This is a genomic window from Deinococcota bacterium, assembly GCA_030858465.1.
Lineage (GTDB): Bacteria > Deinococcota > Deinococci > Deinococcales > Trueperaceae > JALZLY01.
In genome coordinates, this window is record JALZLY010000136.1 from 1 (window position 1) to 13,910 (window position 13,910).

Consider the following 13,910-nt stretch of genomic DNA (forward strand, 5'->3'; position numbering starts at 1 on the left):
AAGTCCAGAGCACAATGACAGTAGAGATACGCGGTTGCACAGACAAAGCGCTCTGTGCGTAAAATCTCTGGCGTACAAAGAAACTCCGGTCCTTCGGGACTGCCCGTTGGTTCTTGAGGTTCCAGCGGGCGGGGTGCATGACACACCCCTAAGCTCGGTAAACTCGTCCAACCCTTCCGGTTTGGCGCGAGTGAGAACGAGAATCCCCTGAATTTATTCATGGGGAGTGTCAAAGGTCTCGTGCGAGGCATCCGGGATGATGAGCCGCTCGACATTCGGCAGCAGGCGCTCGAGCTCGCCGTCGATAATGGCGCAGAGCGACCGGCCGTCCGGCGACTGCACCCACACCTCGTCGAATGGCAACTCCACGTCTGACGCCCTCCTTCAGCATAACGGCCGCAGTCACCGGCGTGCGCCGCTCTTGCGCATGTCCGATGCACTGCGTTGTTATGCGACGTTCTGCATCTTGTTCGCGTAGTCGCGGCCCGAGGTTGGCGGGGGGAGAGGCTTTCCATCTTGGTGATAAAGCGCAATTGCTTCCTCTACAACTTGGCACAGTTGCTCGAAGACGGCCTTTTCATCCTGACCGTGGCACCCACCGTAAATCAGGCCCGGAGAGCTCCCGACGAAGCATTGGTCCTCTTCCGACCACTCGACGATCTTCGCGTACCTTGCGCTTTCCTTCATGATTTTGACTCCTCGACAGCACGCTTCACGGCACGAGCCTGATAGTGCTTAGCATCGTCACCAAGCGCACCCGATATTGTGATCGGTTTAGAAACTCTCGGATGAACAAAGTTTCGGTGGCTACCTTTCCCGCCTCGATTGACGAAGCCTGCGCGTTCAAGCTCGGCAACAAGTTCTCTCACCTTCTGCGGCACGAAATCACCGGTGGATACTTCGTCGCATAACGACCAAGCTCAGCGGCGCAGCCTGAACATATGCGATAGCTCATGCTTAAGCCTACACCAGATTTGGAGTACAACGAGGCTGCGTCCCTTGCAGCGAGTTGTTAAGCGGCGAAACAAGTGAGAGCCTCAAATGGTCTGCCGAGGAGCCGCCGTACTCTCATCACCTGTATTTGGTGTGCCCGTTGGTTCAATAACTGTAACCGTTCAGGGGGGTATCAGGCAGCGACGGGTAGCTGGTCTTCCAGGTCAGTCGTGGTGGGTAGCAGCGAAGGTGCAGCTTCACCCTGCCGAGCTGCCTGACAAGCCTCGGTCAAGTATCCCAGCACATCCCGGTCTTGCTGTCTCAAGGTCGTGACGACTATGTGCCCTGTACCCGCGTTGCAGGGCACTTTGAAACGGGTACTCAGCATTCGCACCACGAACTCACTGCCCGCCGCACTTTGTGAGCCAAAGCTGATGCGTCGCCAGATGACTGCGGGCCTTATGGCTCTTTCAGCGGTATTATTGGTCGGCTCGACTCCCTGCTGGTAGACGAACAGCCATAGTGTAGGGCCACTAGGCCCCCGCTAGTACCCGCACTAGCGGGGGAGGGCAGTTCATCGCGTATAGTAAAGAGCATATGGAACGGGTCTCGAGTCGTCATGATGGCGCCTCTGACCGCGCAGCGGAGTATGTGCGGCTCTTGGGTAGGCCCCGGGTCCAGTTCGGCCGGACGCGGCTGGACTTTGCTCCCGACAAGCGCTACGGGCTCCTGGCCTATCTGGCTTACGCCGCCGACTGGATAGGCCGCGATAGGCTGGCCTACCTGTTCTGGCCCGACAGCGACAACCAGAGAGCGCTCAAGAACCTGAGCCAGCTCTTAAAGCGCGTGCGGGCGCTGGACTGGCCCCGGCTCGAGGCCGACCGCTACCGCTTGCGCTGGCCCGTGCGGACCGACGTGGCCGACTTCAAGAGGGCGAGTGAGCGCGGCGACTGGGACGAGGCTGTTGCTCTCTACGGCGGCCCGCTGCTGGCGGACATGGACGGCGGCGAGAGCAGCGAACTTGCCGCTTGGCTCGAGATCGAGCGCGAGCACCTGCACGCCCTCTGGCGCGCGGCCCTGTTGCGGCGCGCTCGAGACCTGGAGGCACTCGGGCGGCATGACGGGGCGGCCGACCTGTTCCGCCGCCTGCTGCAACAAGACGAGCTGGACGAGGAGGCGTTGCGCGCCTGTATGGGCGCGGCGTTGCGCGCCGGGCAGCGGGAGCAGGCCCTCAAGCTGCACCGGGACTTCGCCCAGCGGCTGCACCGGGAACTGGCGCTGGAGCCCACCTCGACCACGCAGCAGCTCGCCCGGCTTATCCGCGCTGGAGACGGCGAAGGCCTCGAGCGGCTGCTGCTCGCCGCCCCAGCCGCAGCGGGCCCGGCTGCTGGGCCCGCGGCGCTCGCCGTCGGTTCGCCGCCGCTGCCCCTGGCGCTCACCTCCTTCGTGGGGCGCGACTTAGAGCTCGCCGAGATCGCGCATCTGCTCGCCAAGCCCGAGTGCCGCTTGCTGACGCTGGTCGGCCCCGGCGGCGTCGGCAAGACGCGCTTGGCCCTCCAGGCCGCCGCCGAGCTGGGCTCGCGCTATGAGGGCGGGGTCTACTTCGTGCCGCTCGAGACCCTGACCCTGCCCGCGCTCATCCCCGCCGCCGTCGCCGCCGCCATCGGGCTCGAGCTCCAGGGCCAGGACGACGCTCTGGCCCAGCTCGCCCGTCACCTCGGCGAGGAGCGAGCCTTGCTGGTGCTGGACAACTACGAGCAGCTCATGAAGGCCGCCCTGCTGGCGCCGCAACTGCTGCGGCTTTGCCCCAAGCTCGAGCTGCTCGTCACCTCGCGCGAGCGCCTGAACGTGGCCGAGGAATGGCTCTTGCCGGTGGCGGGCATGCCCTTTCCGGCAGGCGCCGCCAGCGCGGAGGAGGCGCTGTCGTTCGACGCGGTGCAGCTCTTCGTACAGCGGGCGCAGCGGGTGCGGCCCGGCTTTTCCCTGGGCGAAGAGGAGCGCGGCCACGTGCTGGCGATCTGCGGACTGGTGCAGGGCCTTCCGCTCGGCCTCGAGCTCTCGGCGGTGTGGGTCAGGATGATGTCCTGCGCGGAGATCGCCGGGGAGTTGGGAGAAGGTCTGGATTTCTTGGCGAGCGCCCGCAACCTGCCCGAGCGGCAGCAGAGCATCCGGGCGGTCTTCGAGCACTCCTGGCGGCTGCTGAGCCCCGTGGAGCGGCAGGTCCTGGCCGGGCTTTCGGTGTTCAGGGGCGGCTTCGCCAAGGGGGCCGCGGCCGTGGTGGTGGGGGCGTCCGTCGCCGTGCTGGCCGCCCTGGTCGACAAGTCCCTGCTGCGCGGCAGCCCGTCCGGGCGCTATGACCGCCATCCCCTCCTCTACGACTACAGTCAGGAGAAGCTGACGGCGAGCGGCGAGGAAAGCGGCCTCCGGCAGCGGCACGCCGCCTACTACCTGGCGCTGGCGGAGGAGGTCGGGCCGCAGCTCCGCAGCGTCGGCGACGTCCATGCGCTCGACCGGCTCGAGCTCGAGCACGAAAACCTGCGCTCGGCGCTGCGCTGGGCGCTCGCTGCGGGCGAAGAGGTGACGGCGCTGCGCCTGGCCGGGGCGCTGGGGCGGTTTTGGGAGATACGCGGCTACTTAAGCGAGGGCTGCCGCTGGCTGGAGGCGGCGCTGGCTCTCCGGCAGGGCGTACCAAAGGACGTGCAGGCCAGGGCGCTGACCGCCTTCGGCAGGCTCACCCTGCTGCAGGGGAACGCCGCAGAGGCCGCGCCCGCGCTGGCGGCGGGACTCGAGCTGTGGCGGGAGGTGGGCGACAAGCCCAACATCGCCGAGGGGCTCGTCCGCCTCGGCAGCGTGGCGTTGGAAGGAGGTGACTTTGGGCGCGCCGAGGCGCTCCACCAGGAGAGCCTGGCGCTGGCCCTAGCGGCGGGGGACAAGGGCGGCGTCGCCTTCGCGCTCAACAACCTCGGCGAGGTGGCGCGCTGCCGGGGCGACGCGGCCAGGGCGGCGGACCTCTACCAGCAGAGCCTGGCACTGCACCGGGAGACGGGCAACAAGCGGGGCGCGGCCATCGTCCTGGGCAACCTCGGCTATGTGGCGCAGCACCAGGGCGAGCTCGAGCGGGCGGCGAGCTTTTTGCGGGAGAGCCTGGGCCTGAAGCACGAACTGGGTGATACCATCGGTCTCTCCTACTGTTTCGCGGGTTTGGCGGGCGTGTCCGCGGGCGCGAGCGATTTCGTGCGCGCCGCGCGGCTTCTGGGCGTGACCGAGGCGCTGCTCGAGCGGACCAGGCACCGGCTCGACACCGCCGACCGCGCCGACTTCGCGCGCAACCGCGCCGCCGTGCGCGCCGAGTTCGACGAGCCGACCTTCGCGGGGACCTGGGCGGAAGGATGTGCCATGACGCTCGAGCAGGCCGTCGCCTACGCCCTCAAAGGCGAGATGAGAGCCTAAGCGATGAGCCGCCGCTTGCCCACGTAGAGCTCGAGCACCCTGAGCGCATCCTCCAAATTGCAAATTGAACCGCCCTTAGGCGTAGAAGGTCTCCAACACCTCGTCGGGGTGTTCGTAGCGGCGGCGGGTGAGGTACTTTTCGCGCTCGAGCTCGACCTGCTTGTCCAGGCTCATACTCTCCAGGTCCTGCCAGATGAGGCCGAAGGGCACGCGCTCGGTTTCCTTGGCGACACGCCAGGCGGCCTCTAAGTCGTGCGGGTCATGGCCGTCTTCGGCAAAGTTCCAGCCGTGCTCGCGGTAGTAGTTGTACTCCTGGTTGCCACGAAAGGTCACGCAGGGGCTCTTGACGTTTAGGAGCGCGAAGCCGTCGTGCTCCATGCCCTTGACGATGAGCTCCTTGAGGCCCTTGGTGTTGGCCGAAAAGGACTGCGCCAAAAAAGTCACGCCCAAGGACAAGGCCCAGGCGAGCGGGTTCAAGGGCCGCTCGCTGTGGCCGAAGGGCTGCGACTTGGTGGGCTCGCCGAGCTTGGCCGTGGGCGAGCCCTGGCCCTTGGTGAGGCCGTAGACGGCGTTGTCCATGACGATGTAGGTGAGGTTGGGGTTGCGCCTCAGGGTGTGGACGAAGTGGCCCGCGCCGATCGCGTAGGCGTCGCCGTCACCGCCCGCTACCAAGACTCTCAGGTCGGGCCGCGCCAGCCGCACCCCGGTGGCGATGGGCAGGGCGCGGCCGTGGATGGTGTTGAAACCGTAGCCGCTCACGTAGCCCGGCAGCCGGCTGCTGCAGCCGATGCCGGAGATGACCGCTAAGTCCTGCGGCGGGATCTGCAGTTCGGCGACCGCCTGGTGGATGGCGTTAAGAACGCCGAAGTCGCCGCAGCCGGGGCACCAGATGTTGGGCACGCTGGTGCGGTAGTCCTTGGCGGTGAGGACTTTTTCTGCCATAGTCTCCTCTTTCCTTTAGGCGGCGACCTTTACGCCGCGACTTTCACCTTACAGTGCTCGCGAATGAGCGCCAGGACCTCCTGGACGCTGAAGGGGTTGCCGCCGGCTCGCCGCTCGGACAAGAAAAGCTCGGGCAGGCTCTCGGCGTAGCCCCTCAAAAAGTGGTAGTACTGGCCGCTCAGGCTCATCTCGAGGACGACGACCTTGCGCTTGCCCCTCAAGAACTCAGCCAGGCTCCTTTGCGGCAACGGGTAGAGCAGCCGGGGCACGTAGGCCGCTACGCTCAGGCCCTCGGCCTCGGCGCGCCCGACGGCCTGGCGCAGCGCGCCCCGGACGCTGCCCCAGCAGAGGAGGCCGACCTCGGCCGCGGGGTCGCCGTAGCTGGAGGCGATATCGAAGTCCTTGGCGACGCCCAAAAGCTTGCGGGCGCGCTTTTCGCTCATCGTCTGGTGGATCAGGGCGCTGCTGGTGGGCGCGCCGGACTCGTCGTGCTCCAAACCGCTGGTGATGTACTGGCCGCCCTCCTGGCCGGGCACCGCCATCGGGCTCACGCCGCTGTCGGTGTCGAGGTAGCGCCTGTAGGGCTTGCCCTCCTCCAGGACCGGCTTCTCGCGCTCGACGCTGCTCACGCCGCGCAAGCGCTCGGCGTCGATGGCCTCGAAGCGCTCGCCGATGTACTGGTCGGAGAGGATGATGACCGGCATCTGGTAGCGCTCGCCGCAGGCGACCGCCTGGGCGGCGACATGAAAGCAGTCCGCGACGTCGGTCGGCGCGAAGACGGCGTGGGGCAGGTCGCCGTGCATGCCGCCCATGGCCTGCAAAAAGTCGGCCTGCTCGGGGCGGCTGGGGATGCCCGTCGAGGGGCCGACGCGCTGCACGTTCACGATGGTCACGGGAATCTCGGCCATGCCCGAGAGACCCAGGGCCTCGAGCATCAAGGAGATGCCCGGCCCCGCCGAGGCGGTCATGCTCTTGACCCCCGACCAGGAGGCGCCCAAACACTGGGTGACGGCGCTGATCTCGTCCTCGGCCTGGATGACCGTGCCGCCGAAGCGGGGCAGTTCCTTCTGCAGCCAGTGGAGGATGGGCGTGGCCGGGGTGATGGGATAGCCCGCGTAGTAGCGGACGCCCGCCTGGAGCGCGCCGTAGGCCAGCGCCTCGTCGCCGCTCAGGAACAGCAGCCGCTCTCTGGGCAGGTAGTCGAGCACGGCGAACTCGCCCGCTATGTGCTCGCGGGCATGGGCCGCGCCCGCCTCGAAGGCCTGGAGGTTCTTCTCGGCGGCCTCGGGCCGCTTGCGGCCGTACTTGTCGGTGATGGCCGCCCTGAGCTTGTCGGCGTCGAAGCCGTGAACGGCCGAGAGCATGCCCAGAGCCACCATGTTCTTGGTGAGCGGCACCCCGACCTCCTCCTGGGCGATGCGCTTGAAGGGCACCGGGAAGAGTTGCAGCCCCTCGCCGCCCGCGAGATAGCTCGAGAAGTCCTCCTTGTCGGACTCTTCAAAGAGCACCACCGCGCCCGGCCGCAAGCTAACCTCGTCCAGAAAGCGCCGGTAGTCCTTCCAGGAAAAGACCGTCAGCGAGTCGACGTAGTCGCCGCGGCTGCCCACGGGCTCGCTGCTCATGCGCACCCTGATCGACGACTCGCCGCCGCGGATCTGCGGCCCGTAGGACTGCTGGGCCAGACAGTAGACGCCGTCGGCGGCGACCGCCCGGGCGATAAAGTCGCCGGTGGTGATGACCCCGTCGCCGCCGGAGCCCGCGAGCGTCAGGGTCAGGTCGTTGGTTTTCACGCTGTCCTCCGCGCCCAGTACCTGGTGAGGCCGGACGCTCTTGAAATAAGCGGGGTATTGGGGTACAGGTTGTCAGGGTAGAGGTTGTCAGGGTAGAGGTTGTCAGGGCACAGGTTGTCAGGGCCTAGGTCGCCAAGGTCTGCCGGATTGTCGGGGCTCAGCGCGCCCACGGAGCAGGGCGACAAATGGAGCGGTTTGAGCATAAGCAGCCTCAGTATAGCCCGCCCCCCTGAGAAGGATAGTAGTGAGAAGGGTAGTAGTGAGCAGCCTGGCCCACCCTAACAGAGCTGCTTGTAGTAGTCCGCTTTGTCAGCCATCGCCATCTTGCCGTAGGCCTGCGATAGTTTGGCGGCGAAGAACTTGACGGCGCGCTCGTCGGCCGCCGCCGAGGACTCCTGAAAACAGTAGAGATAGCCCTGGACGGCCAGATGCCAGCGCTGCGCGTGCTCGGCCGCGATGGCGCGAAAGTAGGTCTGGCGCACGTCAAGGAGCGATTTGTACGCGGACACCCTCCACCTCGCCCCAACGCTAACACAGGGCCCAGGAGGCGATAGAGAGTCATCTCACCTTGCTCTCATCTGCTGCGTCCTCTTCAGCGGCAGCTCGAGGGACTCGAGCAGCCCCGCGCGCAAGGGTTCCAAGGTGGTGCCGGGGTAGTAGAAGCGCAAGATGTCCTCATAGCCCCGGCCGGCCGCGGCCAGGCTGTAGGCGCCGTACTGGCTCATGCCGACGCCGTGGCCGTAGCCGCCGCCTTGCGCGACCAGTTCCGAGCGCATGGTGAAGCGGGTGGATTTGAGCCCCCAGGAGCGCAGCAGCCTGGTCAGCTCCTCGCCCCACAACAGCGCCTGGCCCCCGTCACCGACGATGCTGGCTCGAGTGACGCGGCCCGAGGCGCTGATATCGAGCACCTGGAGCCTGCGCACCGGGCCAAGGGCGACGCCCTGCGCCGCCAGCGCCTGCGCCATCGCCGCGGGGTCGAGGCGAAAATCCCAGGCGTGGTGCGGCGGCGGGCTGGCCGCGTCGGCGTGACCCGGCAGGTAGGGCCGGGCAGTGCCCCAGACCTCCAGGCTCGAGGCCAGATAGCCGCCCGAGTGGCTGTGGTAGTAGGTCTTAGCCAGCCCGCCCTCAAAGGTGAGCACCAGGTCGCGCGTCTGGGCCACCGCCCGGTCGGTCGCCGGATGCTCGGCCGAGGCGCCACCGTAGACCTGGCAGAGGACCGTGGCGCAGACGTCGTAGTCCAGTTCAGGATCGCGCGCCGCCAGAACGTAGCTTCGCGCCGCCACCGCCTGCGCCTTGAGCGCCTCTACGGGCCAGTTCGCGGGCATCTCGGCGGGCACCACGCCGCGCAGGTAGTCCTCGAGAGCCACGATGTTGACGACGCGCAGCAGGTCGCCGTCCGCGGTGAGCTCCACCCCCCCCCGGTAGCGCCCGCCCCGCCAGAGGAGGGGCAGCTCGCCGAGCGCCTCCAAGCGCAGGACCCGGCCGATGGCGAGCCCGTCCATGTAGAGCAAGCCGCCTCTGGCCTCGAGCGGCCAGGCGAGCGCGAACTCGGTCTCAAAGGCAAGCAGGCCGTCCAGAAACCCCCGGTGACCCTCGGGCATGGCCACCTCGGTGCCTCCGATCAGCTCGGCCAAGAGCACGCGGACGGCTACGTGCGCTTCCGCCTGGGTCTCCGCCTGGGCCGGCGCCTGACCCCAAAGGAGCCCGAAGAGCGCCAGTCCGAGCGCGGTTTTCAAGGCGGTTTTCAAGGCGGTTTTCAAGAAGATGGTTTCGGTCAAAGCGAGCCCTACCATAGCACGGGCCGAGAAAGGCGCCCTGTGGTCTTTTTCGAACTCTCCGGTATGATACTCCAGGAGATACCCCAGGAGGCCGGACATGTTCCAAGAGGACCTGCTGAAGGACAAGGCCGTCATCGTCACGGGCGGAGGCACGGGTCTGGGACGCTCGATGAGCACGCGCTTTCTCGAGCTCGGCGCCGAGGTGGTGATCGCCGGAAGGCGCGCGCAGGTCTTGGCCGAGGCCGCCCGTGAGATGCGAGAGGCGACCGGCCGCCGCGTCCACACCGCCGTCACCGACGTGCGCGACCCGGGGGCCGTGGCCGCCCTGATCGACGCCGCTTTCGAGGCCTGCGAAAAGGTGGACGCGCTCGTCAACAACGCCGCCGGCAACTTCGTCTCCCCCACCGAGCGCCTCTCGCACCGCGCCGTCGACGCGGTCCTGGGCATCGTCTTGCACGGCACCTTCTACTGCACCTTGGAGCTCGGCAAGCGCTGGATCGCCAGCGGCCACAGGGGCACGGTCCTCAACATCGCCGCCACCTACGCCACGACGGGCTCGGGCTACGTGGTGCCCTCGGCCGCCGCCAAGGCCGGCGTCGTCAGCCTGACGAAGTCGCTGGCCGCCGAGTGGGGCAAGCACGGTATCCGCCTAAACGCCATCGCGCCCGGCCCCTTTCCCACCGAGGGCGCCTGGAGCCGGCTCATGCCCACCCCGGAGTTCCAGCGCAGGTTCGAGGGGCGCGTGCCCTTGGGCCGCGTCGGCGAACACCAGGAACTCGCCAATCTGGCCGCCTACCTCCTCTCGGACTACGCGGGCTACATCAGCGGCGACCTGATCACCATCGACGGCGGCGAGAGCGCCTGGAACGCCGGCGAGTTCAATATCTTGGACGAGATTACAGAGGAGCAGTGGGACGCGCTCGAGCAGTCGCGCAAGAGCGGCAAGGGTTGAGGCTTCCTACCCTCTCACGATGTCCGCCCGCAACACCAGGACGTCCTTCGCGGCACCCGCCGGAAGCGCCTGCTAGGCTCTGGAGAGACGAACTCGGGAGGTCGAGCATGGCAAGCGAACGGCTGGAACGACTAGCGCAGCAGTACGAATTCCTGGCCGCTCGAGCAGGCGACCAGACACTGCCGGACCACGACCCGCCACTTCCGCGGCGGCGAGCTGCCCGCGGGGCGCGCGCACCTTTTCGGCCTACGGCCACCTGCGCAAACCCCCGACGATGCGCGACGAGAGCGCTCTCGAGTTAGCCTCGCTCACCGCCTCGCTCGCGAGCGCCCCGCGCTACCGCAACAGCCTCCAACCGGGCCCCCTAGCGCGCGTGCCGGTCCTGCTCGAGGTCTTGACGGCGCTAGAGACGGCGGGACTGCGCGGCGCGCTGATGTCGATGTCGGGTTCGGGCGCGACCTGTTTCGCGCTGGCGGAGGACGCCGCCCATGCGGCACGCGCCGCGGCCGAACTTGCCACACACTACCCGCGCTGGTGGGTCCGCGCGACGCGAACGGTCTGACGCGGGTACGCCCTGGGTCACCCGCGCACTGACTCATAACCTGGAGGCGCCCAACGACCTTAGAAACGCTGAACGCCCATCAACTACAACTTGTTGATCTGGCCTGCTCGATCAGAGGTTTGTTTTGAGCCACCAAACGTGAGCCGCCATTGTATATGGGATATGGGCGGAGATCTCCATACGCGTGTACCGCCACTGCCCTTCTAGCCCCGGTTGACCTGCTAATAAGCGTAAATCTTTTAAGAGGCTATTAAAGCTGCCAGAATCTGGTCCCTCATCAAGTGGGTCGGGTTCGTTGGGATCGTACTGCAAGTCATCTGCAGGGGACTTTGCAGGTCTATCAAGGGAATCTCTTATTTCGGGCTCCGGGATGGGTGGAAGGTGAAGACTCGGATCAGAAGGATCCACAACCTCGTACCTGTCGAGCGGTTGGGGCTCTGGCTTCGTGTTCGAGGCCACGAGAAGCGCGATGGCCTCATCTTCGGTGAGAACGCCCGCCCTAGGCTCTTCCTGGACGATACAAGCCTTGCCGGTGCTGCCGATCGGATATTCCCGCCAGATGTGAACGGCATCATTAAAATAGCTCGACACGGTGTAGGACAGCGCGGACTCGTCCAAGTTTCTCGGGCAAGCTGTGACGTAAGCGCGCATCCTGCTCTCGACCGTGAGCCCGTCATCGTGCTTACCGAAGGCCGCCGGGTCGGCGACGGAGTCGTCTCCCCGGCTGGCCATCGGCTCCGGTGTCCCATCGGATACGTTTGATTGCTGACAACCGATAAGCGTCAACAACGTCATCACCGTTGCCATTGCCAAGATCGTCGTTTTCGATAGAGAGGACCGTTTCATACCTTGCCCCTTTTCGCTGAGGATTTCTCAACTCCAACAAGTTGCGCTATGCAGCAAAGGGTAATGAACGGTGCAGCTTGAAATCTCGACTTGGCTACACCTTACTCCAAAAACCAAGCCGTGACAAGTGGCCTCTGATGATACGGCAATTCCAAATAAAGGGGTCAAGTGAAGCCATCAGGCGCAGATTGCCCTTCTAGTTTCCGCCCCCTTGCCTCACAAGGAGCTTCCACCGCTCCGGCAACGTGTGCCGGGGAGGTCAAAGGAGCCGTAGGCTCGGACCTTCACCTCGTTAACGCGACCCCAGCCTCTCCTGGAAGCAAGCCCAGAAGCTCGCTGCTGAACAAGCAAGAAAGACCATGCTGACCGAACGAAACCAGATGGCAGCCTGAAGAGATGCGTCTGGGATAGGATAAGGATTAGGGAACATTCCTGCACAACATGCGCCACGTCCAGCACCATACGGCACAGCTCAACCTCATCCTCCGGCAGAAAACCGCTTCGGCCCCCGGTTGGGTCGCCACAGTGAGGAGCAGACACGGTGACGAATGAGCACTTGCGGCGTCGGCGCGGCCAAACACGCGATTGGAGCAGGCATCTGAAAAACGCAGCCGCTCAACCGCTGGTCGTTGGGTGCCTGGACGACTCGTGATGGCTATAGGGGAGCGCAACTTGTGGACGGAGTGGTGACGGTGGTGAGCCGCAGCAGGGCGCACGCCTTCAGCAAGGCCAACGAGGGCAGCATCCGGCTCCTGACCGGGCTCGGCGTCGAGGGCGACGCGCATCTGGGCAGGACGGTCAAGCACCGCTCGAGGGTGGCACGCGATCCCAGCCGGCCCAACTTGCGCCAGGTGCACCTCATCCACGCCGAACTGCACGACGAACTGCGGGCTGCCGGCTTCGCCGTAGTGGCCGGAGAGATGGGCGAGAACATCACCACGCGCAGCGTCGCTCTGCTCGAGTTGCCGACCGGCGCGCGGTTGCACCTGGGCGGCGCGGCGGTGGTCGAGCTAACCGGCCCGCGCAATCCTTGCGCTCAGCTCGACCACTTCCAGTCCGGCCTGATGGCGGCAGTCTTGGGGCGCGGCGAAGACGGCAAGATTGTCCGCAAGGCCGGCGTCATGGGCGTCGTGCTAGCCAGCGGCGAGGTGCGGCCTGGCGACCCAGTCCGCGCCCTGCTGCCACCGGAACCGCGCCGAGCACTCGAGCCGGTCTGAGCCAGTGCCTCGCCGACCATACCCTGCGTGTGACCTGACCCGGTAGGTTTTCGGCTTAGGCAAGGTTAAAAGAGGCGGCAATTAACGAATATGTTATCATCCCATTGTGGCTTGGAGTATCGAATACTACAGCGCGCGTATTGAAAAAGCCGTCTTACAGTTACCTGCTGGCATACTCGCCCGCTACGTGCGCCTCACCGACCTGATGCTCGAGTTCGGCCCAAATTTAGGCATGCCACACACGCGGTCCATGCGCGACGGGCTTTTCGAGTTGCGGCTCAAGAGCGAGGAGGGTATTGCTCGAGTCTTCTACTGCACGGTTGTCGAAGAACGTATCGTGATGCTTCATGTGTTTACCAAAAAGTCTCAGAAGGTGCCGAAGAAAGCGTTGGATATCGCAAGGCAAAGACTGAAGGAGGTTAAAAATGACGCACGCCGAACTTAAAAAACTCGCTTTGCAAAACACCAACGTTAGGAGTGAATATGAAGCGCTCGAGCCTGAATTTACCCTGGTCAGGGAGATGTTGAAAGCTCGCAAAGAAGCAGGCTTAAGCCAGGCAGATGTGGCTAAGCGCATGGGCACGAAGGCTCCTGCTGTGACTCGTTTGGAGGCTTCGCTTACAACAGGCAAGCATTCGCCTTCGGTTGAAACTTTGCGGAAGTACGCTGAAGCCGTCGGTTGCCGCCTCGAAATTCACCTCGTGCCTGAAAGAGCGGCATGACAGTTCCGCCATCGACGCGGTGGTGTACGACCGAGCAGCACCGGATCGGGCGCGTCTGGTCCACCGACCATCATCTCGCCTTAAGGGGCCGAAATTCTCCTCGTTCGTGAGCGATGGCCGCGTCGAGGGTGACGCGCACAGCGGCAAGACGGTCAAGCACCCCCGCGCGGCCCGACCTGCGTCAGGTGCACCTCGGCCACGCCGAGCTGCACGACGAGTTGCGCGCAGCAAGCTTCGCCGTGGCAGCCGGAGAAATGGGCGAAAACATCACCATGCGCTGTTTCGAGCTTCTCGACTTTCGGTGGACGAGGTGAAGACAATGCTCACCCACAAGGCGACGAGTTAAAGGTTTGCGGGTTAAAGGTTTGAGGTGGGTATAGGAGGAGGTGGGTATAGGAGAAGGAGTAGACTCGAGTCATGATGAGAACACTCGAGGTCACGCTTTCCGATGACACGGCCAGCAAACTTGAGGAAACGGCGCGCAGACTTGGCCTGAGCCCCGAGGAACTGGTCAAAGTGAGCCTTGAGGAGAAAATGGCACGCCTCGACGAGGCTTTTCTGGAAGCGGCCCGCTATGTACTCGACAAGAACACCGAACTCTACGAACGCCTCGCTTAGTGCGCTACCTGACACTTGAAGAGAGAATATACATCAGGTAGTGAAAACAGCGCTCCTAGAAGCTCTCATAGTATGCTCACTTCGAATTGCTGGTTGAGGC

The 13,910-nt window shown here is 65.0% G+C and carries 15 protein-coding genes and 2 pseudogenes; 8 read left to right on the forward strand and 9 right to left on the reverse strand.

The features are described from left to right. Positions 1-213: 213 nt before the first annotated feature. From M3498_06450 to M3498_06465, 4 genes and pseudogenes are all read right to left on the reverse strand, one after another. Positions 214-369, reverse strand: coding sequence for a hypothetical protein (locus M3498_06450; protein MDQ3458925.1), 156 nt, complete (start codon positions 367-369; stop codon positions 214-216). A 78-nt stretch (positions 370-447) separates the two neighbouring features. Further along, positions 448-687: a hypothetical protein gene (locus M3498_06455; protein MDQ3458926.1), complete on the reverse strand. Its 240-nt coding sequence runs from the start codon at positions 685-687 to the stop codon at positions 448-450. Then, entirely contained in the window at positions 684-881 is a 198-nt protein-coding gene (locus M3498_06460) for a type II toxin-antitoxin system HicA family toxin (protein ID MDQ3458927.1), read from the reverse strand. The genes M3498_06455 and M3498_06460 overlap by 4 nt, the downstream gene beginning before the upstream one ends. A 245-nt stretch (positions 882-1,126) precedes the next feature. Beyond that, positions 1,127-1,462, reverse strand: a pseudogene (locus tag M3498_06465) (transposase). Between the two features lie 131 nt (positions 1,463-1,593). Between M3498_06465 and M3498_06470 the strand changes: the two are divergent. Continuing rightward, a complete protein-coding gene (locus M3498_06470) occupies positions 1,594-4,383 on the forward strand; it encodes a tetratricopeptide repeat protein (protein ID MDQ3458928.1) in 2,790 nt (929 codons plus the stop codon). Between the two features lie 75 nt (positions 4,384-4,458). Here M3498_06470 and M3498_06475 read toward each other — a convergent pair whose 3' ends face one another. The 4 genes from M3498_06475 to M3498_06490 form a co-directional block, all read right to left on the reverse strand. After that, complete coding sequence (locus M3498_06475; protein ID MDQ3458929.1) at positions 4,459-5,325, reverse strand: 2-oxoacid:ferredoxin oxidoreductase subunit beta; 867 nt, start codon at positions 5,323-5,325, stop codon at positions 4,459-4,461. A gap of 29 nt (positions 5,326-5,354) precedes the next feature. Next, positions 5,355-7,115 carry a 2-oxoacid:acceptor oxidoreductase subunit alpha gene (locus M3498_06480; protein ID MDQ3458930.1) on the reverse strand — a complete coding sequence of 587 codons (1,761 nt, stop codon included), beginning with the start codon at positions 7,113-7,115 and terminating at the stop codon, positions 5,355-5,357. Positions 7,116-7,393: 278 nt separating this feature from the next. Further along, complete coding sequence (locus M3498_06485; protein ID MDQ3458931.1) at positions 7,394-7,624, reverse strand: hypothetical protein; 231 nt, start codon at positions 7,622-7,624, stop codon at positions 7,394-7,396. 54 nt (positions 7,625-7,678) lie between these two features. After that, the gene (locus tag M3498_06490) at positions 7,679-8,893 is read right to left on the reverse strand and encodes a SpoIID/LytB domain-containing protein (GenBank protein MDQ3458932.1); all 1,215 of its coding nucleotides are present in this window, start codon (positions 8,891-8,893) and stop codon (positions 7,679-7,681) included. 97 nt (positions 8,894-8,990) lie between these two features. Here M3498_06490 and M3498_06495 point away from each other — a divergent pair, with 97 nt between their 5' ends. Together M3498_06495 and M3498_06500 are read left to right on the forward strand one after the other, a co-directional pair. Next, on the forward strand, positions 8,991-9,845 hold the full coding sequence (locus M3498_06495; GenBank protein MDQ3458933.1) for an SDR family oxidoreductase: 855 nt from the start codon (positions 8,991-8,993) through the stop codon (positions 9,843-9,845). A gap of 274 nt (positions 9,846-10,119) precedes the next feature. After that, positions 10,120-10,407, forward strand: a complete 288-nt coding sequence (locus M3498_06500) for a hypothetical protein (GenBank protein ID MDQ3458934.1) — start codon at positions 10,120-10,122, stop codon at positions 10,405-10,407. A gap of 111 nt (positions 10,408-10,518) precedes the next feature. Here the strand turns inward: M3498_06500 and M3498_06505 are convergent, their stop codons facing one another. Beyond that, positions 10,519-11,253, reverse strand: a complete 735-nt coding sequence (locus M3498_06505; protein ID MDQ3458935.1) for a hypothetical protein — start codon at positions 11,251-11,253, stop codon at positions 10,519-10,521. 674 nt (positions 11,254-11,927) lie between these two features. Between M3498_06505 and M3498_06510 the strand changes: the two genes are divergently transcribed. The 5 genes and pseudogenes from M3498_06510 (at position 11,928) to M3498_06530 (ending at position 13,810) form a co-directional block, all read left to right on the forward strand. Continuing rightward, positions 11,928-12,470, forward strand: coding sequence for an MOSC domain-containing protein (locus M3498_06510; GenBank protein MDQ3458936.1), 543 nt, complete (start codon positions 11,928-11,930; stop codon positions 12,468-12,470). 106 nt (positions 12,471-12,576) lie between these two features. After that, a complete protein-coding gene (locus M3498_06515; protein ID MDQ3458937.1) occupies positions 12,577-12,915 on the forward strand; it encodes a type II toxin-antitoxin system RelE/ParE family toxin in 339 nt (112 codons plus the stop codon). Then, entirely contained in the window at positions 12,896-13,192 is a 297-nt protein-coding gene (locus M3498_06520) for a helix-turn-helix domain-containing protein (GenBank protein ID MDQ3458938.1), read from the forward strand. Before M3498_06515 ends, M3498_06520 begins: the two co-directional genes overlap by 20 nt. A gap of 121 nt (positions 13,193-13,313) precedes the next feature. Continuing rightward, a pseudogene (locus M3498_06525) lies at positions 13,314-13,485 on the forward strand (MOSC domain-containing protein). A 124-nt stretch (positions 13,486-13,609) separates the two neighbouring features. Then, on the forward strand, positions 13,610-13,810 hold the full coding sequence (locus M3498_06530) for a DNA-binding protein (protein ID MDQ3458939.1): 201 nt from the start codon (positions 13,610-13,612) through the stop codon (positions 13,808-13,810). The last annotated feature ends 100 nt before the right edge of the window (positions 13,811-13,910 follow it).